Raw genomic sequence first — 23,012 nt, forward strand, 5'->3', positions numbered from 1 at the left:
GTTTCATGAAAGACGTAAACTTTTTATCTTGGATTATCTGTATGATTTCTCAATAGTAAAATAGCGATTGTTAAACGCATTCTCACTTCTGGGTCCTCTAAAGAAACGTGTAAAATTTGTTCGATTTTTTTTAAACGATAGATGACCGTATTTCGATGTAAAAACAAGGAACTTGCGACTTTATTAATTGCTCGTGAATGATAGAAATAGTGATAGAGTGTTTCTATCAATTCAGCTTTTTCAACAGGATTTTCCAATTGCATTAAAGCAAGTAAATTATCTTCAATATAACTTTCCTGTTCGTTATTAGGAATCAGTTGTAACAATTCAGAAATCACTTTTGGTCGGTATTCAATTAAAGTCCGTTCTGGTGGATTGGTGACGAGTGTCAATGCTTCAGCAGCTTCCGTAAATAAAGTATGGGTCTGAATTAAAGGGAGTTCACTATGAGAATATCCAATCACAACTGTATAGGGTGTTGCAATTTGTTCAGATAAAAATGTTTGCAGGTGATAGAGTCGTTTAAAAGTCATATCTAGAGAGGGAATGAGAAAAACTAATTCTTCGCCATTAATGAATAATTGATAATCCAATTGTTCTTCATCTAAAAACCATTTTAAGTAGTCATGCACTCTGCGCACCATTTTGTAACTAATTAAATAAGAAGTCGTCACTTGCTGAATTGAGACAATGGCACACTTATGCAGTGTGAACGTATCAACTTCTTGTAGGCGTAATTGTTCTACTAGCACCGACGAATCAACTTTTTTTGAGATAATCGAAGTGAATAAATCATTTTTTATTTGACGTTTAGCTTCTTCATTAATTAAAGTACGCAATGTAGAAAAACCGAGTAAGTTTACAATTTGTTGCAATAAAAGAGTCGCTTCTTTATTCCCATTTTCATAATCTAATATACCTAGAAATAACCCATCTGATTGGAAATCTGTATTAATGGGTAATAAAGCGATGGTATGATTATCATAAGTTCCGATAAGCGGTTCAGACAAGTCCAATAGCTTTTGTGTCAATGATGCTTTTAGCGTTTGTCCAATGTATTGCGCATGTTCATCAATATTTTTACTAGTGTAAGTGACGACATAATGTGAATTGATTAAAAATAATTCTTTATTAATAATCATGGAAATTTTTTCTAAAAATAAACTAGTGGGGCCTTCTTCTAAAATAAATGTTGATAATTTACTGGTATGTTCAATAATGCGTGACAAAGCATTTGATTGTGATTCTAACAAGCGATGCAATAAATCACGGACAACAACAGACAAACCAGTATCTTTAGGCAATAATAAAACAGGGAATTGTAATTCATTCGCTACATCTAAGACTTCTTGAGGAATTTTATCAAAATAACGTTGATCTTTAATGCCAATTGCTGCACAATTTCGTTCGTCCATTTCTCTAATTAAACTGGTTAGTGCGGGAATATCCTGATAAAAGTGAAAACCGGTTGTGACTAATAACTGTCCTTCAACTAAAAAGTCGATAATATCAGGAGCTTCCATCATTCCCACGGTCGTCACTTCTCTAGTTAAATCTGCTTTTTGGTTGGCAACTTGAATATAATGCGTTTCATCTGCATTTAATAAAGAATAAAGCTGCATAAGGACTCCTTTCTTTGTACACTGAGCACTAAAAAAATAAATTTTTGGTATTTTCGTACAAGGTCTCATTGTTTGTATAGAGTTATACTATACAATATATAAAATGGCAAGACATAGTAGAAAGATAAATGAAAGAATTGACTGTTGTTTGACTATTCCACGAGGAAAAATCAGTCACCTTTTCTAGTGAATGATTATTTAAAGGCAAAATAGCTTTTGTTAAAATTAAACAAACAGACAAAGTGGAAAATCGTCTTTTCCGCTTTTTTTTTGAAAGAAACCCTTTTCTTTTGGTTTTTTTTAGTTAAAATAGACAAATAGAGAATTATTCTCATACTTGATGACCAATTCTTTACACAAGGAAATTAGTTATAATATGCTTAATAAAAAAATAGGAGTGTGGGGTTTATGAAAGTATTATCATTTATAAAAAAGTCGACCACAACGCAAATGGTTATTGCGTTAATTGGCGGTATGGTATTTGGAACAGTTGTTGGTGAATGGGCAGGTAATTTAAAATTTATAGGAGATATATTTATCCGTTTAATTCAAATGTCCATTGTTGTCTTAGTTATGGCTTCGGTCATCTCGGCGATTGGCGAAATGGCTCGCCAAAAAGAAGACAGTACCTTTGGAGTGAAGATGGGGGTCAATACCTTTAAATGGATTTTATTTTTCACAGTGGTTGCATCGACATTAGGCTATCTATTGGCGACAATCATCCAACCAGGTAAAGGAATGATGACAGCTGAAAGTTTAACAGTTGAAGTTCCTGAAGCATTAGGTTTTCAAGAAACTGTAACGAATTTTGTTTCAACAAATATTTTTCAGTCAATGGCATCCGCAGATATGATTCCAATTATTATCTTTTCTGTCTTTTTTGGAGCAGGTTTAAATATGCTTGTGAAAAAAACTGGCAATACCTTAGTTTTAGATGGTGTGAAAGAAGTCCATACGATTGTTTTGAATATCATTCAGTTAGCGATGAAAGTTGCGCCAATCGGTGTATTTTGTTTATTAGCAAATGTAGCGGGAACAACTGGATTACAAATTATATTCCCAATGATTAAGTATTTAGGAATTTTATTAATTGGTGTCTTATTAATGATGCTGATTATGTCGGCTGTGGTTGCTGTACGTTGCCAACTAAATCCAATGCTTCTTCCAAAGAAATTTATGGATATGTCAATTGTTGCATTGACCACAACAAGTTCAGCAATTACTTTTCCTACAGCATTAAAAGACTGTGTAGAGAAATTCGGTGTGCGTCGTGATGTAGCTAATTTTACCATGAGTGTCGGAATGACCATGGGAAGCGCAGGAGCGGCTATGTGTTATGTTGTCATGATTTTATTTATGCAACAAAGTGCAGGCATCGAGTTACCACTCTTGAAATTGTTAATCGGTATTGGTTTATCAATTATGTTAACTTTAGGAACAATCACTGTTCCTGGAAGTGCAGCTGTTGTTGCGACATTTTTAGCAACATCTTTAGGCTTACCATTGGAATCAATTGCTTTGTTAATCGGTGTCGATTGGTTTGCAGGAATGTTTAGAACATTCTTAAATGTAAATAATGATGTATTTGTTTCTTTATTGGTTGCAAACAGTGTGGATGCTTTGGACAAAGATGTTTATAACAATAAGAAAACCGTTTCTATTGGTAAAGTGGAAGAATAAAAAGAAAGGCAATGAATAAGAAATTATTCATTGCCTTTCTTTTTAGCTCAGCGAAAATATTCAGTATATTTTTTAAGAAGTAAGTAGTCTTTTTCTACAGTAGAATTAATATTCACTTTGTCACCAAAGAGGCTGCGTTTTGAGTTTTCCATCACGCGATGATGAATATTATTGTCGATTAAATATTCGATTTCATCTTCCCGAATGTCGGCACTATCATCAGCTATACGCATTTGGCTGTAGTTAAAGCGAAGGTGAGCAGCATCGTTAACTACTTTTTTAAATTCAAGACGATCAACTTTCATTGCAGGACCTCCTATTTTATTTATATACGATAGCTCAAAATTCTAAATATTACAAATGATACATAGTAATTTTATACAATTTTAATCTTTAAATCCAATAAAGGGGCTATTTATATAACTTTGTTTTGTATATAAAAAAATTATTAGAAAAATAAAATAACAAAATATAAGGTTTTTATGTGTTATTCATTTAGTTAAAAAATCTTGCAAACAATCAGCTAACAAAATATAGTTCAACATATTTCATAAAAAATGTTTACTTAAAATGTAATTGTAAATAACAAATTGGACAAATTTTTATATCTCGATGTTTTTAGACTTTAAATTATCTAAACATTCTGTTAGATAATTTTGATTGTGTTCAATATAAATTGGTTTGGATAGTGTTTCAACGTCCAAAGATTTATAAGGCGCACATTTTAATCCTCTGTAAAGAGGATTACGCCATAAATCTGTGGGACGATAATCTCTGCGAACCATTTCATCCATAACTAGTTGATGGTATTGATATAATTTATAGGGTGAGTAGTCAAAAACATAGTTAACCGTAGCATGTCTTTTTCCCCAACCTTTACCTCTTAATGCACAACATTCTCTGTGTTGACCTAATAATTGTTGTCTAGGCAAACGAGAAATCAAATCTTCATGCCATAATCTCACAATATCACACCTCATCATATAAGTTTATCTTTTTATAATATCATTTCAAGCATTTTTGTAAAACATAATTTGGCATATGATATAATTAATTGTAAAACAGATGTTAATTTTTAGTGTAAAGGAGAGTTTATTATGCTTATTTCAGGTACATTATGGATTATATTTTCTTTTCTTTTATTAGTGACAAATCAAATATATAGTGAACTATTTTATCATGCGCCACATCCATTAATAGTCATGCTTGCAGTGCTTGCTTTAATGATTGGTATCTTCTTTTATTATGAATATTATTCTGGAAAAAAGAAGAATGAACTATAACTAAACAAAAATATCTAGAAAATTAAGCGTGTCTTACTAAAACATAAGCTCTTTTCATTATTCTCCTTAACGGATTCGAACCATCGTTGCCAGAATTTGTAGTAGGGGGGATAAAGATTAAAACATCAATGGTTTTGTTGAATGATTAAAAAAACGTTTTGAACTCAAATCTTTAAAGCGCTCAAATAATTAGTGAATCCTTTTTTAATAATGAAAAATCTAATATGCAAAATTTTTGTTTATCTAGATCTATTAACGTTGAAATTGTCAAAAATTCAGATATAGAAATATTTCAAATAGTAAGAAAAGATTCATAAGGGGATTATTATTCTAAAAAATTAACGGAATATACTCCCTATTCTATATTTCTCCCAATTGAAAGAATGGGGAAGAATAAAGAAAAAAAGGTTTAGCAATTTTGCTAAGCCTTTGATATATCTACTGGTTGTTACAAATCGTATAGCAGTCGCGATAGTTATGTCGCAGTAGTTTGATAAAGCACTAAGTAGAGTAAAACGGAGTAATCGCATTATCGGTTACTCCGTTTTTTATTATCTTATTTTTCTTTTCTTAACTAACTGGCTCCCAATATAGCCTCCTGTGAAAATTCCTACAGTTATCCACCATCGAAATTGCATTCCTGTAATCTTCGACAATGTAAAAGAAATTAATAGACCCGCAGCTACTATTAAAATTAACTTTAGTAGTTCTTTTAAAAAATTAGATTTCATTAAAAATTGATTCTCCCATTGTTAGGTACCTTGTCTTGTTGATCCCATTTTTGTGCAATATAAGTTCCTGGTGATAGTAAATTCATTGCATAGTCAAATGCTACACTATTTAAGAACCAACTACCAAAAAATTTGCCTGCTGCTACTCTAATTGCATTTTTTGCTTCGTGTTTGCCGACTGTTGCTAAAGCAGTCGCTAAGCCACCTGTACCTACACCTAGAGCTACGGCTATAGCAGTATCAATCGCAGCACCCATTTGATTAACAGTAATTCCTTGCCAACTTGACCTTGCAGCTAACATTCCTTTTTCCTGTATTGGTTCAAGGGAATAGTCACCTCTCATTTGTTTATAGATGCCTTCACGCAAATATTCTCTAGATAGTGTAGGATATTTAGACGCTAACTCATTAGTCAAAACTTCAACAGCTTCTTCTGATAATTGCTTTGGACTATAATCGAAATTCGAGATATTTTGTCCACAATCTTTTGACACAGAAATGCTTTCATCAGCATAAGCTACAGCCCCTAATGTTCCTGGTAGAATTGTGCTGCCTAATGTTAGTAAAGATACACTTAAAATTAATAATTTCTTCAAAATAAAAAACCTCCCTAAATTGATAAATAATTTATACCATAAAAAATTATGGCAAAACCATTTTGATCATAAACGTAGTGAATTTATGCCTGAACGTTAATTTTTTTGTTATTTAATATATTTTTTTTATATCATTAAAATTTTTTAATGGCTTTTTATAAAGGTTTTTATTAGATATATGTAAATTTTATTTTTTTATTTTTGTTTTTTTTATTTTTGGATATAATCTTACTTTGGCTATGTATTATTCCTATACCATTTTAGATAGTATATAAAAGCACACCTTTTTATTAAGAGACACTCATGAATTTAAACAATTATTTTATTATCATCATTTAGCTCCATTGATTATCACCTTAGCATATATTACATAAACACGGTACGATCATTAGCTCTGTTTTTAAGGCGAACAAAAGATTAAATTAAAAGATTATTTTCCCCCAATTGAAAAAATGGGGGAAGAATAAAGAAAAAAGGATTTAGCAATTTTGCTAAACCCTTGATGTATCTACTTCACATCATCATCCATTTTAAGAACTGCCATGAAGGCGTCCTGTGGAACTTCGACTGAACCGATTTGTTTCATTCGTTTTTTACCTTCTTTTTGTTTCTCAAGTAATTTACGCTTACGAGAAACGTCACCGCCGTAACATTTTGCCAAAACGTTTTTACGTAGGGCTTTAATATCTGAGCGAGCAACAATTTTTTGTCCAATGGCTGCTTGGACCGGAACTTCAAACTGTTGGCGAGGGATCAGTTTTTTCAACTTCTCAACGATAGCTTTCCCGCGTTCAAAGGCAAAATCACGATGGACGATGAAGCTTAGAGCATCCACTTTTTCGCTATTTAATAAAATATCCATCTTCACAAGACGACTTGCGCGATAACCTGACATTTCATAATCTAAAGAAGCGTAACCTTTTGTACTTGATTTTAGTTTATCAAAGAAATCAAAAACGATCTCTGATAAAGGAATTTCGTAAATAACATTTACACGATAATCGTCTAAATAATCCATGGTTACAAAATCGCCACGCTTGCGTTGTGCTAATTCCATTACTGCACCTACATAATCATTAGGGACCATAATTTGTGCTTTGACATAGGGTTCTTCAACGCTGTCAATGGTTACTGGTTCTGGAAATTCCGCAGGGTTATCGACAATGACGGTAGAGCCATCTGTTTTATTTACATGATAAATTACCGAAGGAGCAGTTGTGATTAATTCTAAGTTGAATTCACGTTCTAAACGTTCTTGGATAACATCCATATGCAATAATCCTAAAAATCCGCAGCGGAAACCAAAGCCTAACGCTTGAGATGTCTCTGGTTCGAATTGTAATGCGGCATCATTTAATTGTAGTTTTTCTAAAGCTTCACGTAAATCATTGTAACGAGAAGTATCGATAGGGTAAAGACCACAATAAACCATAGGATTCATTTGACGATAGCCTTCAAGGGCTTCTGTTGCTGGATTATTAGCTAAAGTAATTGTGTCACCTACACGTGTGTCTTGGACCGTTTTAATTGCTGCTGTAACATAACCAACATCACCGACCATTAAATAATCACGTTGAATGGCTTTTGGTGAGAAAACACCAACTTCAGTTACATCAAATGTTTTACCATTGCTCATCATTTTAATTTTATCACCTGGACGAATGACACCATCCATCACACGAATGTTCAAAACAACTCCACGGTAAGCATCGTAAACCGAATCAAAGATTAATGCTTTTAGCGGTGCTTCCAAATCGCCTTGTGGTTGGGGAACATATTCAACAATTTGTTCTAAAATATCTTCTATACCAATGCCTGCTTTTGCACTAGCTAAGACTGCTTCACTAGCATCGATACCGATAACATCTTCAATTTCTTTACGGACACGTTCTGGATCAGCAGCCGGTAAATCAATTTTGTTAATAACAGGTAAGATTTCTAAATCGTTATCTAAAGCTAAATAAACATTTGCTAGGGTTTGTGCTTCAATTCCTTGTGCGGCATCAACGACTAAGACAGCTCCTTCACAGGCAGCTAAACTTCTTGATACTTCATAGGTGAAATCGACGTGTCCTGGCGTATCAATTAAGTGAAAAATATACGTTTCACCATCTTTGGAAGTGAAGTTTAACTCAACAGCATTCAACTTAATTGTAATTCCACGTTCTCTTTCTAAATCCATGGAATCAAGGAGTTGCGCTTGCATTTCGCGTGAACTTACAGTATTCGTTTTTTCTAAAATACGGTCAGCTAAAGTCGATTTTCCGTGGTCAATATGTGCGATAATGGAAAAATTACGAATCTTTTTTTGACGCTTTTTCATTTCTTCTAAATTATGCATGGATAAATTCCTCATTTCTTATAGTCAGCTTTTATATTATACCAACGAAAGTAATAGATTTAAAGAGTTTTGTTATACCTTAAACAGACAAAATTTCTTTGAGTTTGTTATACTATAAAAAACAAGAGATGGAGTTGGAATTATGGATAAACCTTTCAATCATAATTTACGGATTCGCCCTGTCGAAGAAAAAGACGTGGCGCAATTTAATGAATTACTGAGTTATGTCTTTCAAGTGACAAAATCAGACATTGAAGAAAGTGGCTTTGAAAATAAACGAGAAATGATTAAATCGAAAAAACCAATCTTGGAGTTGTCAAAGGTATTTGGATGGTTTAATAACGAGCAATTAGTTTCGCAAATAGCGATTTACCCTTGTGAAGTAAATATTCATGGGACGCTTTATAAAATGGGAGGCGTGACCGGTGTGGGGACCTATCCTGAGTATGCTGGTCATGGATTGATGAATGAATTAATTCGGGTATCCTTAGAGAATATGCGTGCAAATCAACAATGGATTTCCTATTTATATCCGTATAGCATTCCTTATTATCGTCGTAAAGGATGGGAAATCATGTCAGATAAATTGACGTTTAAAATCCGAGACACGCAATTGCCTAAAACAGTGGATGTACCTGGCATGGTAGAACGTCAAGAAGTCGATCACGAAGATGTTTATAAAGTATACAATCAATTTGCGAAAGAAAATCATGGTGCCTTACAACGGACAAAATTTAATTGGGAAGAATATTGGCGTTATGAGAATGAAGAACAGCGCACAGCAGCGATTTATTATGGTGTAGATGGTGAACCTAAAGGTGTTTTGTTCTATTGGATTGCCGAGGAAGTCTTTCACATTAAAGAAATGTTTTATTTGAATCAAGAAGCTCGGAATGGTTTATGGAATTTTATCACGGCGCATTTTTCAATGGTTTATTGGATTCAAGGGAACATCTATAAAAATGAGCCTCTAGCTTTCTTATTAGAAGACGGTCAAATCCGTGAGACGATTGAACCTTATTTTATGGCAAGAATTGTTGATGTTGAAGAATTTCTAAAGGTGTTTCCTTTCAAACCTTTCAGAAAAAACTTCCATTTTGTGGTCAGCGATCCGTTAGCTCAATGGAATAATGGTATCTTTGGTTTAATATGGGAAAACGAACAGTTGCAGGTAGTCAGAGAAGCTGTGGGAGAGCCGGTTTATCTCGATATTCAAACATTGACTTGCTTATTAATGAATTACCGTCGCGCTGCTTACTTGGCTCGCATTGAACGGATTGAGACGGATAAAGAAACGTTACGAACGTTAGAACGCATCATCCCTGATATGGCGGCGTATTTCAGTGATGATTTTTAAAAAAATGACAATTTTGGAGGAAAAATGATGAATATTTATTTTGCAGCACCAATGTTTGCGAAAAGTGATTTAGTCTATAATACGTATTTAGTAAAAACAATTCGAGACAGCTATCCTGAAGTTGCTATCTATTTGCCTCAAGAAAATGAAGCAATTAATGATAAAACAGCTTATGCAGATAGTAAAATGATTGCCTTAGCGGATACCGAAAAAGTTTTAGAGAGTCAGTTGATGATTGCTTTATTAGATGGTATTACAATTGATGCGGGAGTGGCTTCAGAGATTGGAGTTGCCTATGCAAAAAATATTCCTATTTTAGGATTGTACACAGACACTCGACAACAGGGCGGTGAACATCCTAAAAAATTAGCTGCGTTACAAACAGCAGGAGAAAATCAGTTTCATTACTTAAATTTATATACTGTAGGATTGATTAAACTAAATGGTGAAATTTATTCGACTGAAGAAGCACTGTTAAAAGGTTTGGCTGCATATATAGAAAATAGTGAGGTATCCCAATGACATTTGAAACTAAATTAAGACGAGGATTGTTAGTTGTTGGTTTGCTTACGTTGGCATTTAATATTGGCGAGTTGGTTTTAGGTATTGTTCCACCGCTAGCTGCCTTAATTACTATTATGGAATGTCTCATGGGAATTGGATTAATTTACGGTCCGCAGTTTTTAAAAAGATTTTTCAAAATAGTTTTTCCACCATCAATTGTTTATTTTTACTGGTTCTTTTTATTAATTTCAGTCTTTGTGGGAACTTGTTTGCATATGATGGATATTGTTCCATTTTGGGATAAAATTTTGCATATGACTAGCCCAATGATTTTAACAGCAGTTGGTTATGGAATCGTCTGCACATTATTAGGTAGTCTGGATAATGAAGTGAGTGATATTTCACCATGGGTTTTCTTATTATTTGGTTTTTCATTTGCTGGTGTATGTGGCATTTTTTGGGAATTCTGGGAATGGTCATGGGACGCAGTGGGGAATATGAATTTACAACGTTACATGACAATTGATGGCGTGGAATTTGTCGGACGTGCTGCTTTGTCTGATACGATGGGTGATTTGTTAATCAATACGATTGGCGCAGTGATTATGGGCGTATTCTCTTGGAATCAGTATCGTAAAAATGCAAAATATTTTGAAGGGTATCAAATTCAGATTCTAAAATAAGAAGAATGGCCAGTCTTTTAAAAGACTGGTTATTTTGTCTACTGTGGATTAAAAAGTGAACATGACAATTAATGGGCAGTTAAAACTTTTTTCGTTACAATAGAAGTAGTATTGAAAAGGAGGAGACACGGTATGACAGAACCAGTTTTAAAAGACCCAAGAAAGATGTACCATTCAGGAAAGTTTTCGAAACAGGATCAAGACACTCCAGCCTTAGAAGAAGACATGGTTATTCAACCTGATTGTGGAGAAGAAAGTTACCAGGGAAATAATCGGTTAGAAAATCGGCGAGTATTAATTACAGGAGCAGATTCCGGTATTGGACGAGCTGTTGCGATTGCATTTGCGAGAGAAGGTGCCGACATTGCACTTCATTTTTTACCTGGAGAAGAAAAAGATGCAAATGAAGTTGCTAAATACGTCAAAGAAGCAGGAAGAAAAGTCGTTTTACTGCCCTATGATTTACGTGACGAACAAGCACCGCATGAAATTGTCAAGCAGGCAGTGAAAGAATTAGGTGGTTTAGACACGTTGGTTTTAAATGCTGCGCAACAATTTGCTCGCAAATCAATTAGTGAATTGGCTATTCAACAAGTTAGAGATACTTTTACAGTCAACATTATTTCGATGTTTGCTTTAGTAAAAGAAGCAGAACCACATTTGCCTGCAGGAGGAGCAATTATTACGACGACTTCGGTGCAAGCGACTGATCCGAGTGATAACTTATTAGACTATGCTGCAACTAAAGCTTCTATCAGCAATTTTACAGTTAATTTAGCAACCCAATTTGCTAAAAAAGGAATTCGAGTTAATGGTGTTGCCCCTGGCCCAATTTGGACGCCATTGCAATTAGATGAAGGTCAGCTCCCAGGTGCACTACCTGAGTTTGGACAGGATTCTTTATTAGAGCGTGCGGGCCAACCAGTAGAATTAGCTCCAGTATATGTCTTTTTAGCCTCAAATGAAGCTAGTTATGTAACAGCTCAAATCTATGGTGTAACTGGTGGAACTGCGATAAATTTATAAAAATAATAAACGAAGGTCTGACTCGTCAGACCTTCGTTTTATTTTGGTGTTTGATTATTGTGTAATCGTTGTTCTGCCATCGCAAGTTTTACAATGGGATCTTCTTCAATTGGAACTTTGTCCAAATGTTCATCGACTTCCTCTTCTTCGGATAATTGAGGTTCTTCATCCAAGTTATATTCTTTTTCAAGTTCATCGATTTTTTCAAAAGGATTATGTTCTTTACGTTCTTCTGCTAGTTTTTTTAATTTATCTTCAGGGTTCGTCATAGTCAATTCCTCCTTTTCTTTCATCATAACAAAATAGTAGATGGATGACAAAAGAAAGGGTTTTCGTTTATTTGAAATAGTTCTTATTTTTCAAGTAAATACCAGTAAAAATAGTTAGAATAACGGTTAAGAGCATGACAATTCCAAAACCTAAAGAAGATTTCTCCCAAGGTAAACCGCCTGTATTCATTCCCCAAATACCAGCGATAACAGTAGGAATCGTCAAGACTAAAGCTGCTGATTCTAAATATTTCATCAAATGATTTAAGTTGTTATCAATCATACTGGCAAAAAGACTGCCGATTGTATTGATTAAATCATGATAAATTTCGACTAACTTTAATGCTTGTTTTTGCCGTAGCTTGACATCGTGAATTAAAGCTGGATCATTTACTTTTTCAAGTAATTTTTCATCTTTCCAAAGCTTATCTAACATTTGATTTTGATCAGCAAGTGTATGATCGATAAAAATAATTGCGCGATCAACATCAGCTAATTGGAATAAGCGCTTACTATCGGTTGTTTGCCGGGCAGCAGTGTCTAATTCATCAATTTCTGTTTTTAATTCTTTTAGACCAGCAATAAAATGACGATAACTTACTAAAAGAGAGGTGAGAAGGACTTGCTCAAACGAATAAAAGGAACGATTATCTTTCAGTAAATGTTGAATAAACAGACTATTCTTGCCAATATAAGTAATCAATAAGTCATCTGATAGAATAAAAGAAATTGGCTCAATCCGTTCTTCGATATTTTGTTGTTTGGAAGAAAGGTTTAATAATACAACTGAAACAGGATTGGTTAACTTGGTATCTTTCAAATGTTCAATACGAGAGACTTCACCAGAATCATCCGCACCAATAAAAATATCGTCTGGTAATGAAAAATCTGTTAAAAGTTTTTCAACGGTTTCTTGTTCTTTTTGGTCAAGAATCAACCAGTTATGATTATCGAGCGTTCCTTTTTGTAAACCTTGTTCTTTATCAATTGTATAATAGGCTAACATCCACTCACCTCATTTAGTTTTTGTTACTGTAAGCATACCATATTTTTTCTATTAGATAGGATGCACAGCTTTTGATTCTACGTTATACTAAAAAAATAGAATGAGAAAGGAATATATCTATGAAAAATGAACAAAGCACTTTTTTTTCAACCTATGAAATTGCGTATTTAGCGATGACTGTAGCTGCCTGTGTGGTGGGCCGAATGTTATTTCAATTTATTCCTAATATCCAACCAATGACAGCTATTTTTTTAATTCTAACCTACCAATTAGGTGTATCACGGGGATTGGTAGTAAATGTTTTATCGTTACTTATCACTAACCTATATATGGGAATGGGGATATGGACAATTTCGCAAATTCTTTCATTTAGTGTGGTCATTGGATGTATGGGATTATTATGTCGCTGGCCTACGTTTCGTAAAAAGCGCAGTTTACAAGTGATTTTTAGTGTTTTGGCAGGATTTTTATATGGTTTGGTGATTGCGATGATTGACGTCCAAATCTATGGAATGCCACAATTTTGGCCGTATTATCTTGCAGGACTTTATTTTGATTTACTGCATGGGCTAGGCAATGGTATGTTTTATTTTTTATTAGCACCAATTTTTCAGCAATTATTTTATCATATAAAAAAGAAGGCATAGCTACGCCTTCTTTTTTTGTGTATCTGTCAATAATTCTAATGTTTCGGTTAATTCTAAAAGAACTTCTTCGTCGGCTTCAGTTTCTTTCATTGCTTGTAACTGTGACAGGTATTGTTCAGGATTTCGTTGCGTTAATTGTCCAATTGCCCATACGGCTGTTCCACGAATAACAGGACGTTGATCGTCTAAACATTTGACAATATCTGGAAGAGCTTCACGACCACCAAGATTGGCAAGAGCAATTAAAGCATTGCGTTGCAACGGTTTTTTTCCACGCCATGATCCAGCTAAATGACCAAATTGTGCTTTAAATTGTTTATTAGAAATCGAAAGCATAGGTGTTAATTTTGGAAATACTTCGTCAGGTTTAGGTTCCATTTCTTTGTGGAAATGAAAATCTTTTCCTTTATTATAGGGGCAAACGAGCTGACAAATATCACAACCGTAAATTGTGTTGCGAATTTTACGACGATATTCTTTAGGCATCATCCCTTTTGTTTGTGTTTGATAAGAGAGGCATTTTTTTGCATTCATACGTCCATCACCTAATAATGCTCCAGTAGGGCAACCTGTAATACAGCGCGTACAATCACCACAACCATTTGGCACAGGTGTATCTGGTTCAAATTGAATATTAGTAATAATCTCTCCTAAATAAACAAAAGAACCATATTCTTCTGTAATTAATAAACCATTTTTTCCGATAAAACCTAAACCAGCTCGTTGGGCAACCGCAACGTCGACTAATTCACCAGTATCTACTTGTGGTGCAAATCGCCAATGGGCTTCTTCTTGTTCGCAAGTAGCTTCTGTTTTAATGTACTCGATTAAACGTTCCAAACGATCCTTTAGAATATTATGGTAATCAATTCCCCAAGAGGCACGTGCAAATTGACCACGTTTTTCATCACGAGGAACTTCTTCATGAATACGTGTAGGATAAGCCAAAGCAATGGCAATGATACTTTGAGGATTTTCAAAAGTTTTTTCGGGATAGATTCGTTCATCAATTACTTGATGTTCAAAACCAGATGTATGACCTGCTTCTCGTTGCTCAATTAAAGAGTCTTTTAAATATTCAAATGGTTCAGCTGTTGTAAAACCAATTTTATCAATGCCAATCTTTTTACTTTCGGCAATAATTTTTTCTTTTAAGGTTAACATCAAAAACACTCCATTATGTTCATTATCTGCACTAACTATAACACAAATTGTTAGATTCTATCCTTGAAAAACACATTGTTTACGCTAAAATTGCTTCGTATACTAACAATGAGGAGGAAAACACATGAAAAATTTTGATTTATTAGAAAAATTATCTTTTGAACGTGTTGCTGGCTCAAAAGAAGAATATCAAGCGATGGCTATTATCAAAGAAGAAGTGGAGAAATATGGCGTGCAAGTCGAGATTGAACCATTTTCAATTGATTTTGCAGAAGAAGTGACTGCGACATTTGAAATTTTAACCCCAACAAATGAACTATTTGAAGTAACGGGTGTTGGTATGGCTGGCAGTGGTGAGTTAGAAGCAGAGTTTCTTTATATTGATGCCTTAGATTCAGTTAGTTTAGCGCAGGCTAAAGATAAAATTGTCTTATTTAATGGCGGCATTACTTATGCCTCTTATAAAAAAATTATTGAAGCACAAGTCGCTGGTTTTATTACGTTTAATGGAGATTGTTACGATGACCTGACAGATGTTGAAGAGCGCTATTTACGTCCGCAACTCCAAGAATTGGGAAAAATTCCTGGAGTTACAATGAGTATTCGTGATGCTGAACGGCTAGTTCGGATGAATCCGCAAAGGGTTAAAATGAGTATTACGAGTCGAGAAAGTACGCGAACATCACATAATATTGTGGCAACCATTCCTGGTGACAGTCAGGAAATAATCGCGTTTACTGCTCATTATGATTCAGTTCGTCATTCAAAAGGTGTTTATGACAATGCAACGGGTGTTTTGGCAGTCTTTGATTTTTTCACTCATTTTGTCAAAACAAAACCTAAACGCACCTTGAAGTTTATCTGGTGTGGGGCAGAAGAACGTGGGCTTTGTGGATCAACAGCCTATGTAAAAGCGCATCAAGAAGAGTTATCTGACTATCGGTTAGTGATTAATATTGATATGTTAGGAGCAGTTTTAGGGCATGACGTAGCATGCGCAACTGCAACTGAAGCGATGATTCATTATGTTGATTTTGTAGCGAACGAATTAGGACATGGGATTAAAATTAGTCAAGGCGTCTATCCAAGTGATTCGACTCCTTTTGCAGATGGTGGTGTGCCTGCATTAACGTTTGCTAGAGGTGCCGCACCAGGAGGCCCCGTGATTCATTCAAAAAAAGATGTAGTGGATTTTCTCAGTATAGATTCTTTTAATAAAAGTGTGGCGTTTATCATTGCATTTGCTTCACGAATTATTGATGCAAAAGTGATGCCCATTCCACAAGAGATTTCAGAAAAAATGAAAGAAGAGCTGGATATCTATTTATTAAGAAAAGAGAAATGAAAAGAAAATAAAACTTTTTCATAAAAAATTTGATTCGATGTAGTCTATTTTCCTAAAAAATGATAAAATAATTAAAATAAATTTTTTCTAAGGGAGAGCAATGTATGACTTTATTATATAAAAGCACGCGAGACGCAGGGAACATCGTATCAGCTTCGCAAGCAATTCTACAAGGATTAGCGACAGATGGCGGTTTATACGTGCCAACAGAACTACCAAAACTTACATTAGATTTTGATGAATTAGCAAAACAAAGTTACCAAGAAGTCGCTTTTACCATTATGAGCGCATTTTATCCTGATTTTACAGAAGAAGAATTACGTCACTGTATTCATTCAGCCTATGATGAAAAATTTGATGATGCAGCCATTGCGCCTGTTGTCAAAAAAGGAAACGATTATTATTTAGAATTGTTTCACGGTTCAACTATTGCGTTTAAAGATATGGCGTTATCAATTTTACCGTATTTAATGACAACTTCTGCCAAGAAAAATGGCGTTGATTCAGAAATCGTTATTTTGACGGCTACTTCTGGTGATACAGGTAAAGCAGCTATGGCTGGTTTTGCTGATGTTCCTGGTACAAAAATTATTGTTTTTTATCCAAGAGACGGTGTCAGCAAAATTCAAGAAAAACAAATGGTTACTCAAAAAGGTGACAATACGTATGTGGTGGCGATTGATGGCAATTTTGATGATGCGCAATCAACAGTTAAAGCGTTGTTTAACGATGAAGCTTTAAAACAAAAATTAGCAGAAAACGGTAAGCAATTTTCTTCTGCCAATTCAATTAATATTGGCCGTTTGATTCCACAAGTTGTTTATTATGTATATGCCTATGCACAATTAGTGAAAGCTGAAGAAATTAAAAATGGGGATCAAATCAATGTTTCTGTTCCTACGGGGAATTTCGGAAATATTTTAGCAGGTTATTATGCGAAACAGTTAGGTGTACCGTTTAATCAATTAATTTGTGCCTCAAATCCTAATAAAGTGTTAACTGATTTCTTCCAAACAGGTGTTTATGACCGCAACCGTCCATTCTTTGTTACATCTTCACCATCAATGGATATTTTAATTTCAAGCAACTTAGAACGTTTGATTTTCCACCTAACTGGCGATGATGTGACTAAAACCAAAGAATTAATGGACCAATTAAGTTCAGCAGGTTCATATGAAATAACGCCAGAAATGAAAGCAAAATTAGCAGATTTTTACGGTGATTTTGCTACGGAAGAAGAAACAAAACAAGCGATTGAAAAAGTATACCAAGCAGCAAATTACGTGATTGATCCGCATACGGCTGTAGCAGCTGGGGTTTTAGAAAAATATCAAGCACAATCTGATTTACCAGCATTAGTTGTTTCAACAGCTAGTCCATATAAATTCCCACGTGTAGTTGTTGAAGCTTTAACGAACACGGTAACAGATAAAGATGACTTTGAACTAGTTCATGAATTAAATGGATTATCCAATGTAGCAATTCCAAAAGCAGTGACTGAGCTTAATGATGCGCCGATTCGTCATAATCGTGTCATTGCAGCAGGAGATATGAAAGCTTGCGTGGAAGACCTCTTAGGCGTGAATTAACCAATTAAAAATAACTATCCGAACAATAGAGCATATCATTCTTATGCTCTATTGTTCGGATAGTTTGTTTTGCGTCAACTGCATTTATTTTTTCTTCATAACAGTCATGATAGTAAGTGGCACAGTTAATACAATATAACCAATAATACTAACGACCAGCATATATACCCATTGATTTGTAATAGGAAATACATTTGCCAATAAGATTGCGACAACAATTGAAGCAAAGTAGCAAACAAATAACTGAATAAAACGTTTTGCAGACATTTAAAAACCTTCTATCTTTACTAGGATGGTTTTATTGTATCGAATAATCTTTTAAAATTCTACTTTATTTTCCATTTCAACTCATAAATTAATGCTGTTTATATTTTCCTTTGCTAGTATTAAATGTCAGCAATGAGAGACAATTTTAGTTGAATTATCGTGAGTACATCTGTGTGCATTGCTCAAACTTCTTACTTTTGTAAATCAGCTGGAATGAACCAATAATTATCTTGATTTTTTCCTTTTAAAAAATCTGCAAATTCATCAGATTTATAGGCAGCAACAATATCTTTTGCCCATTGTTCATTCGCATTCTTTTTATCCACAGTGACCACTAATTCATATTCTTTTAAAATATCTTCGCTTAATAAACTATTTTCAGCAGGAATTTCAGCACTATACACAATGCTTCCAGGAATTACGCCAAAATCAATATCTTGCAGGCTTCGAGGAATTTGAGCAGAATCCATAGCAACAATATCTAAATCTAAGGGGTTTTCTTTAATATTGCTGGTTGTTGCCGCTACTGGTTCAATTGTTTCATCCAATTTAATCCACCCTGCTTTTTCTAATAGTAGTAATGCTCGAGCAGTGTTGGATGCATCTTCAGGAATAGCTATTGTGTCGCCTTCTTCAACTTGCTTCAAGCTATCTTTGCGTCCACCAAAAAGCCCAGCAGGAACTGTTGGAATAGAGACCAATCCGACTAAATTCGCCTCACTGTTTTCATTAAAGTTTTCTAGATAAGCTGTGTGCTGGTCCACATTGACATCAATTTCACCTTCATTTAGTGCAACATCTGCTTGTAAAAGAGCATCAAAAGCTGTTTCAGTTACTTGATAACCTTCTTTTTCTAAGATTGGTTTGATACCTTCTAAAAACAACTCACTGTAAGGTCCCGGAGAGGTTCCAACACGAATATTGGTGTTTTCAGTTTTATTTGTATTGCCACATCCCGATAATAAAAGCACTGTTCCAACTAACCCGACAATCCCACTTAATACTGATTTTTTCATTTAATTTCCTCCTTGTGTAATAAAAAAATCCCTAGAAGAATTCATTCTTCTAAGGATGTACGGCTGACATGTTACCACCTTGATTTATGCGCATTTCACAATCGCGCAACTCATGAAGTAAAGGTTCTTACTTCTGCTTGATAACGGAAGCATCCGCTTGCGACTATCATGGATGAGTCATCGCAATCACTCCAAAGTCATGTTCACACCTACATTTTCATCTCTTCTCAGCTACCGAGACTCTCTGTTGGAAAAAGGATAGGTGTTACTCTCTTTATCAACGTGTTTGTTGATTTGATTTGAATCATAACAAAGGAAAAATAACATGTCAACGGAGATAAGTTTAAATAGCAAGGGTTTCAGAGTTATGATAGCTTTTAGTTATCGTAAAAAAAGACTATCGAATAAACAAATAATCTTTCAAGCTATTTCGGAAATCAGAGAAAGGCGTATGAGCTATACAATAAATCAATCAAGCAATAATGTACGTAAATCTTTCTGCATACTTTTTGAAATATGCAATGTATTAGTTAAGTAATTGTCCATACTGCCAAATTCGTTAGCAACAGTCTGATAAAATGTATCTAAAAATTCCGTCTCAACATTTAGTGCGACATCTAGCGCATCAGTTACTTCTTTAGAAGCACCATTGTCTTTGGCAAGTTGAATAATTTCTTGATTTTCTTTGACACGTAAGGTATTTGTTTCTAAATAATCTTGATAAATAATGGATTGGGGGATATCTAATATTTCTAACAATAAAGCGGCAGATACACCTGTCCGATCTTTTCCTGCAAAACAATGAAATAAGAAACTATTTTTTTCTGAGACACTTAAGGCAGCTTCAATCATTTTTGAAAAACCAACTTGAGCACCAGGATTTATCGTCATTGTATGATAAATTTCATGCATGTATTCACGCGCTCGTTCGGCAGAGCCAATTTTAATAAAATCTCCTAAACTTGCACCTTCATCAGTGATATTTTGGAAAATATCAATATGAACATAATCTATGTTATTAAATACTTTGTCTGGTCGTTCACTCACTTCTTCAAGAGAGCGCAAGTCTACAATTTTCGCCAATTGATAGGCAGTGATTAATTGCTCTTGGTCATGCGGTGAAATACGTGATAATTCACCTGATCGTAATAATTTTTTTGGTAAAATAGTTTGACCTTGACGATTGGTTAGGCCACCTAAATCTCGAAAATTTGTAATGGTTTCCATTTAAAGCACTCCTTTATGTCGTTTTATCACCCAATATAGAATAGTTTAACATATTTTTGAAAAGGATTGAGCTAAAAATAATTTTGAATATTTATTAAAAAACAATTATAATAAAGGTGTTTACAATGTATTGAAATTTGAAAGGACGTGGAAAAATGGTTGGAAAATTCCCAGAAAACTTCTTGTGGGGTGGCGCTACAGCTGCCAATCAGTATGAAGGTGCGTATGATGCAGATGGAAAAGGCTGGTCAGTTCAAGACGTAACGCCAAAGGGTGGGTTCGGAATAGTTACTGATGAACCGACAGAAGATAATTTAAAATTAGTTGGAATTGATTTTTATAATCGCTATAAAGAAGATATTAAACTATTTGCAGAAATGGGCTTTAAAGTATACCGTACGTCTATTGCATGGTCTCGCATTTTTCCGAAAGGTGACGAAAGTGAACCAAATGAAGCTGGTTTAGCATTTTATGATAAAGTGTTTGATGAGTGCTTAAAATATGGGATTGAACCATTAGTGACAATTTCACATTATGAAACACCCTTACACTTAGCTCGTGAATATGATGGGTGGACTAATCGTAAATTGATTGATTTTTATGAAACCTATGTGCGTACCATTTTTGCGCGTTATAAAGATAAAGTAAATTATTGGTTGACGTTTAACGAAATTAATTCTGTTTTGCATGCGCCTTTTATGAGTGGAGGGATTGCAACTCCGCCAGAGGAATTATCACAACAAGATTTATATCAAGCGATTCATCATGAATTAGTAGCTAGTGCGTTGGCAACGAAAATTGGTCATGAAATTAACCCTAATTTCCAAATTGGTTGTATGGTTTTAGCAATGCCTACGTATCCAATGACGCCTAATCCAGATGACGTTGTAGCAAAATTAGAAGCGGATCGTCAAAATTATTTATTCTCAGATATCCATGTACGTGGGAAATATCCGAACTATATTAAAAAATATTTTGCAGATAATAATATTGAAATTCAATTTGCTGAAGGTGATAAAGAACTATTAGCAGAACATACTGTTGATTTTATTTCATTTAGTTATTATATGAGTATTACAGCAACAGCAACTCCAGAAAAATACGAACGTGGACGTGGAAATATTTTAGGTGGTTTCCCAAATCCTTATTTAGAAGCTTCAGAGTGGGGGTGGCAAATTGATCCTAAAGGTTTATATATTATCTTAAATGAATTTTATGATCGCTATCAAATACCATTGTTTATTGTTGAAAATGGTTTAGGGGCTGTTGACGAATTAGTTGAAGGACCAGATGGTGAATTAACCGTGATTGATGATTATCGCATTGATTATATGAACGACCATTTAGTGCAAGTTGGTAAAGCAATTGAAGAGGGCGTAGAAGTAATGGGTTATACTTCATGGGGATGTATTGACTTAGTCAGCGCATCAACTGCACAAATGTCAAAACGTTATGGCTTTATTTATGTAGATCGTAACGATGATGGTTCAGGTTCGTTGAATCGTTATAAGAAGAAAAGTTTTAATTGGTACAAAGAAGTTATCGAAACAAATGGTGGAAGTTTGAAAGAAAAATAATAAACGAAACACTTTCTGATGAATAAACAGGAAGTGTTTTTCAATCGTTAGGAGAGAAGTATACATGACAAAAAAACTATTTGAATCTATTGAAATTCGTAATCTAACACTAAAAAATCGGATTGTAATGTCTCCAATGTGTATGTATTCAGCAAAAGATGGAGAAGTGACACCTTGGCATGTGACTCACTACGCTTCACGTGCAGTCGGGCAAGTGGGCTTAATTATTTTAGAAGCTACAGCAGTGAAACCAGAAGGCCGTATTAGTGTGAATGATTTAGGAATTTGGTCAGATAAGCAAATTGAAGGATTAAAAAAAATTACTAGTGCTGTTAAAGCAAGTGGTGCAGCTGTGGGAATTCAATTAGCTCATGCGGGTAGAAAAGCGGAACTACCAGAAGAAATCTTTGCACCTTCAGCAATTGCTTTTGATGAACAGTCAAAAACACCCCAAGAGATGTCGTTAACAGATATTGAAAATGTCATTGCAGCTTTTCGTCAAGCTGCAATTCGTGCCAAGCAAGCAGATTTTGATATGATAGAAATCCATGCAGCACATGGTTATTTAATCAACCAATTTTTATCGCCTTTAGCAAATCGCCGTCAAGATAAATATGGTGGATCTTTAGAAAATCGCTATCGTTTATTAAAAGAAGTTATTTCTGCTGTTCGTGAGGTTTGGGATAAAGCAATTTTTGTGCGTATATCTGCTCATGATTATGTGACAGGTGGTATGACACCTGCTGATTATGTACCTGTTGCTAAATGGTTAAAAGAACAAGAGGTAGATTTAATCGATGTTAGTTCAGGAGCTGTTGTGTTAGCGACAATTGATGTTTATCCAGGTTATCAAGTTCCTTTTGCAGAATTGGTTCGGAAAGAAGCTGGAATACGAACTGGTGCTGTGGGTCTGATTCAAACAGGTATTCAAGCAGAAGAAATTTTAAAAAATGAACGTGCCGATTTAATTTTTTTAGGTAGAGAGTTACTTCGTGATCCTTATTGGGCATACCATGCTGCTAAAGAATTACGTACAGAAATCGAGGCACCCGAACAATACCGTCGTGGTTGGTTATTTTAAA

At 34.5% G+C, this 23,012-nt stretch carries 22 protein-coding genes and 1 other annotated feature; of the genes, 11 read left to right on the forward strand and 11 right to left on the reverse strand.

Annotated elements, in window-relative coordinates; genetic code table 11:
- Positions 1–23: 23 nt before the first annotated feature.
- On the reverse strand, positions 24–1,622 hold the full coding sequence (locus DOK78_RS08360) for a PucR family transcriptional regulator (RefSeq protein WP_207940786.1): 1,599 nt from the start codon (positions 1,620–1,622) through the stop codon (positions 24–26).
- 408 nt (positions 1,623–2,030) lie between these two features.
- On the opposite strand from DOK78_RS08360, the gene DOK78_RS08365 reads away from it, so the two are divergent.
- Entirely contained in the window at positions 2,031–3,302 is a 1,272-nt protein-coding gene (locus tag DOK78_RS08365) for a dicarboxylate/amino acid:cation symporter (protein ID WP_207940785.1), read from the forward strand.
- Between the two features lie 47 nt (positions 3,303–3,349).
- Here DOK78_RS08365 and DOK78_RS08370 read toward each other — a convergent pair whose 3' ends face one another.
- Both DOK78_RS08370 and DOK78_RS08375 read right to left on the reverse strand, forming a co-directional pair.
- The gene (locus DOK78_RS08370) at positions 3,350–3,607 is read right to left on the reverse strand and encodes a hypothetical protein (RefSeq protein ID WP_207940784.1); all 258 of its coding nucleotides are present in this window, start codon (positions 3,605–3,607) and stop codon (positions 3,350–3,352) included.
- Positions 3,608–3,904: 297 nt separating this feature from the next.
- On the reverse strand, positions 3,905–4,267 hold the full coding sequence (locus DOK78_RS08375; protein WP_207940783.1) for a TIGR02328 family protein: 363 nt from the start codon (positions 4,265–4,267) through the stop codon (positions 3,905–3,907).
- A gap of 132 nt (positions 4,268–4,399) precedes the next feature.
- Here DOK78_RS08375 and DOK78_RS08380 point away from each other — a divergent pair, with 132 nt between their 5' ends.
- On the forward strand, positions 4,400–4,585 hold the full coding sequence (locus DOK78_RS08380) for a hypothetical protein (protein ID WP_207940782.1): 186 nt from the start codon (positions 4,400–4,402) through the stop codon (positions 4,583–4,585).
- Positions 4,586–5,315: 730 nt separating this feature from the next.
- On the opposite strand, the gene DOK78_RS08385 is transcribed toward DOK78_RS08380, so the two are convergent.
- Together DOK78_RS08385 and lepA are read right to left on the reverse strand one after the other, a co-directional pair.
- The gene (locus tag DOK78_RS08385; protein WP_243430500.1) at positions 5,316–5,912 is read right to left on the reverse strand and encodes a hypothetical protein; all 597 of its coding nucleotides are present in this window, start codon (positions 5,910–5,912) and stop codon (positions 5,316–5,318) included.
- Positions 5,913–6,420: 508 nt separating this feature from the next.
- Positions 6,421–8,253 carry a translation elongation factor 4 gene (gene lepA / locus DOK78_RS08390; protein ID WP_207940781.1) on the reverse strand — a complete coding sequence of 611 codons (1,833 nt, stop codon included), beginning with the start codon at positions 8,251–8,253 and terminating at the stop codon, positions 6,421–6,423.
- Between the two features lie 142 nt (positions 8,254–8,395).
- On the opposite strand from lepA, the gene DOK78_RS08395 reads away from it, so the two are divergent.
- The 4 genes from DOK78_RS08395 (at position 8,396) to DOK78_RS08410 (ending at position 11,823) form a co-directional block, all read left to right on the forward strand.
- On the forward strand, positions 8,396–9,610 hold the full coding sequence (locus tag DOK78_RS08395; RefSeq protein WP_207940780.1) for a GNAT family N-acetyltransferase: 1,215 nt from the start codon (positions 8,396–8,398) through the stop codon (positions 9,608–9,610).
- Between the two features lie 27 nt (positions 9,611–9,637).
- Positions 9,638–10,132 carry a nucleoside 2-deoxyribosyltransferase gene (locus tag DOK78_RS08400; RefSeq protein WP_207940779.1) on the forward strand — a complete coding sequence of 165 codons (495 nt, stop codon included), beginning with the start codon at positions 9,638–9,640 and terminating at the stop codon, positions 10,130–10,132.
- Complete coding sequence (locus DOK78_RS08405; protein WP_207940778.1) at positions 10,129–10,797, forward strand: hypothetical protein; 669 nt, start codon at positions 10,129–10,131, stop codon at positions 10,795–10,797. The genes DOK78_RS08400 and DOK78_RS08405 overlap by 4 nt, the downstream gene beginning before the upstream one ends.
- Positions 10,798–10,929: 132 nt before the next feature.
- Entirely contained in the window at positions 10,930–11,823 is an 894-nt protein-coding gene (locus tag DOK78_RS08410) for an SDR family oxidoreductase (RefSeq protein WP_207940777.1), read from the forward strand.
- Between the two features lie 38 nt (positions 11,824–11,861).
- On the opposite strand, the gene DOK78_RS08415 is transcribed toward DOK78_RS08410, so the two are convergent.
- The gene (locus DOK78_RS08415) at positions 11,862–12,092 is read right to left on the reverse strand and encodes a hypothetical protein (RefSeq protein ID WP_207940776.1); all 231 of its coding nucleotides are present in this window, start codon (positions 12,090–12,092) and stop codon (positions 11,862–11,864) included.
- Between the two features lie 67 nt (positions 12,093–12,159).
- Positions 12,160–13,098, reverse strand: a complete 939-nt coding sequence (locus tag DOK78_RS08420) for a magnesium transporter CorA family protein (RefSeq protein WP_207940775.1) — start codon at positions 13,096–13,098, stop codon at positions 12,160–12,162.
- Between the two features lie 119 nt (positions 13,099–13,217).
- Between DOK78_RS08420 and DOK78_RS08425 the strand changes: the two genes are divergently transcribed.
- Positions 13,218–13,745: an ECF transporter S component gene (locus DOK78_RS08425; protein ID WP_207940774.1), complete on the forward strand. Its 528-nt coding sequence runs from the start codon at positions 13,218–13,220 to the stop codon at positions 13,743–13,745.
- On the opposite strand, the gene queG is transcribed toward DOK78_RS08425, so the two are convergent.
- Complete coding sequence (gene queG / locus DOK78_RS08430; protein ID WP_207940773.1) at positions 13,746–14,909, reverse strand: tRNA epoxyqueuosine(34) reductase QueG; 1,164 nt, start codon at positions 14,907–14,909, stop codon at positions 13,746–13,748.
- Positions 14,910–15,033: 124 nt separating this feature from the next.
- Between queG and DOK78_RS08435 the strand changes: the two genes are divergently transcribed.
- Both DOK78_RS08435 and thrC read left to right on the forward strand, forming a co-directional pair.
- Complete coding sequence (locus tag DOK78_RS08435; RefSeq protein ID WP_207940772.1) at positions 15,034–16,254, forward strand: M28 family metallopeptidase; 1,221 nt, start codon at positions 15,034–15,036, stop codon at positions 16,252–16,254.
- A gap of 104 nt (positions 16,255–16,358) precedes the next feature.
- Complete coding sequence (gene thrC / locus DOK78_RS08440) at positions 16,359–17,843, forward strand: threonine synthase (RefSeq protein WP_207940771.1); 1,485 nt, start codon at positions 16,359–16,361, stop codon at positions 17,841–17,843.
- A gap of 84 nt (positions 17,844–17,927) precedes the next feature.
- On the opposite strand, the gene DOK78_RS08445 is transcribed toward thrC, so the two are convergent.
- The 3 genes from DOK78_RS08445 to DOK78_RS08455 form a co-directional block, all read right to left on the reverse strand.
- On the reverse strand, positions 17,928–18,110 hold the full coding sequence (locus DOK78_RS08445; protein ID WP_207940770.1) for a hypothetical protein: 183 nt from the start codon (positions 18,108–18,110) through the stop codon (positions 17,928–17,930).
- A gap of 191 nt (positions 18,111–18,301) precedes the next feature.
- The gene (locus DOK78_RS08450; protein WP_207940769.1) at positions 18,302–19,126 is read right to left on the reverse strand and encodes a MetQ/NlpA family ABC transporter substrate-binding protein; all 825 of its coding nucleotides are present in this window, start codon (positions 19,124–19,126) and stop codon (positions 18,302–18,304) included.
- 48 nt (positions 19,127–19,174) lie between these two features.
- Positions 19,175–19,416 (reverse strand) — a binding site (T-box leader).
- Between the two features lie 178 nt (positions 19,417–19,594).
- Complete coding sequence (locus DOK78_RS08455) at positions 19,595–20,353, reverse strand: tyrosine-protein phosphatase (RefSeq protein ID WP_207940768.1); 759 nt, start codon at positions 20,351–20,353, stop codon at positions 19,595–19,597.
- A gap of 155 nt (positions 20,354–20,508) precedes the next feature.
- Between DOK78_RS08455 and DOK78_RS08460 the strand changes: the two genes are divergently transcribed.
- Positions 20,509–21,930: a glycoside hydrolase family 1 protein gene (locus DOK78_RS08460; RefSeq protein ID WP_207940767.1), complete on the forward strand. Its 1,422-nt coding sequence runs from the start codon at positions 20,509–20,511 to the stop codon at positions 21,928–21,930.
- Positions 21,931–21,994: 64 nt separating this feature from the next.
- Positions 21,995–23,011 carry an NADPH dehydrogenase NamA gene (gene namA / locus DOK78_RS08465; protein ID WP_207940766.1) on the forward strand — a complete coding sequence of 339 codons (1,017 nt, stop codon included), beginning with the start codon at positions 21,995–21,997 and terminating at the stop codon, positions 23,009–23,011.
- Position 23,012: the final 1 nt, after the last annotated feature.

It is taken from the genome of Enterococcus sp. DIV2402 (genome assembly GCF_017426705.2).
Lineage (GTDB): Bacteria > Bacillota > Bacilli > Lactobacillales > Enterococcaceae > Enterococcus_F > Enterococcus_F lowellii.

Excerpts from the sequence above, each read along its gene's own strand:
- lepA (WP_207940781.1), bottom strand. The coding sequence starts at position 8,253 with ATGCATAATTTAGAAGAAATGAAAAAGCGTCAAAAAAAGATTCGTAAT.
- DOK78_RS08460 (WP_207940767.1), top strand. The coding sequence starts at position 20,509 with ATGGTTGGAAAATTCCCAGAAAACTTCTTGTGGGGTGGCGCTACAGCT.
- DOK78_RS08455 (WP_207940768.1), bottom strand. The coding sequence starts at position 20,353 with ATGGAAACCATTACAAATTTTCGAGATTTAGGTGGCCTAACCAATCGT.
- DOK78_RS08405 (WP_207940778.1), top strand. The coding sequence starts at position 10,129 with ATGACATTTGAAACTAAATTAAGACGAGGATTGTTAGTTGTTGGTTTG.
- DOK78_RS08410 (WP_207940777.1), top strand. The coding sequence starts at position 10,930 with ATGACAGAACCAGTTTTAAAAGACCCAAGAAAGATGTACCATTCAGGA.
- DOK78_RS08400 (WP_207940779.1), top strand. The coding sequence starts at position 9,638 with ATGAATATTTATTTTGCAGCACCAATGTTTGCGAAAAGTGATTTAGTC.
- DOK78_RS08445 (WP_207940770.1), bottom strand. The coding sequence starts at position 18,110 with ATGTCTGCAAAACGTTTTATTCAGTTATTTGTTTGCTACTTTGCTTCA.
- DOK78_RS08435 (WP_207940772.1), top strand. The coding sequence starts at position 15,034 with ATGAAAAATTTTGATTTATTAGAAAAATTATCTTTTGAACGTGTTGCT.
- DOK78_RS08415 (WP_207940776.1), bottom strand. The coding sequence starts at position 12,092 with ATGACGAACCCTGAAGATAAATTAAAAAAACTAGCAGAAGAACGTAAA.
- thrC (WP_207940771.1), top strand. The coding sequence starts at position 16,359 with ATGACTTTATTATATAAAAGCACGCGAGACGCAGGGAACATCGTATCA.
- queG (WP_207940773.1), bottom strand. The coding sequence starts at position 14,909 with ATGTTAACCTTAAAAGAAAAAATTATTGCCGAAAGTAAAAAGATTGGC.
- DOK78_RS08395 (WP_207940780.1), top strand. The coding sequence starts at position 8,396 with ATGGATAAACCTTTCAATCATAATTTACGGATTCGCCCTGTCGAAGAA.
- DOK78_RS08380 (WP_207940782.1), top strand. The coding sequence starts at position 4,400 with ATGCTTATTTCAGGTACATTATGGATTATATTTTCTTTTCTTTTATTA.
- DOK78_RS08425 (WP_207940774.1), top strand. The coding sequence starts at position 13,218 with ATGAAAAATGAACAAAGCACTTTTTTTTCAACCTATGAAATTGCGTAT.
- DOK78_RS08420 (WP_207940775.1), bottom strand. The coding sequence starts at position 13,098 with ATGTTAGCCTATTATACAATTGATAAAGAACAAGGTTTACAAAAAGGA.
- DOK78_RS08370 (WP_207940784.1), bottom strand. The coding sequence starts at position 3,607 with ATGAAAGTTGATCGTCTTGAATTTAAAAAAGTAGTTAACGATGCTGCT.
- DOK78_RS08365 (WP_207940785.1), top strand. The coding sequence starts at position 2,031 with ATGAAAGTATTATCATTTATAAAAAAGTCGACCACAACGCAAATGGTT.
- DOK78_RS08450 (WP_207940769.1), bottom strand. The coding sequence starts at position 19,126 with ATGAAAAAATCAGTATTAAGTGGGATTGTCGGGTTAGTTGGAACAGTG.
- DOK78_RS08360 (WP_207940786.1), bottom strand. The coding sequence starts at position 1,622 with ATGCAGCTTTATTCTTTATTAAATGCAGATGAAACGCATTATATTCAA.
- namA (WP_207940766.1), top strand. The coding sequence starts at position 21,995 with ATGACAAAAAAACTATTTGAATCTATTGAAATTCGTAATCTAACACTA.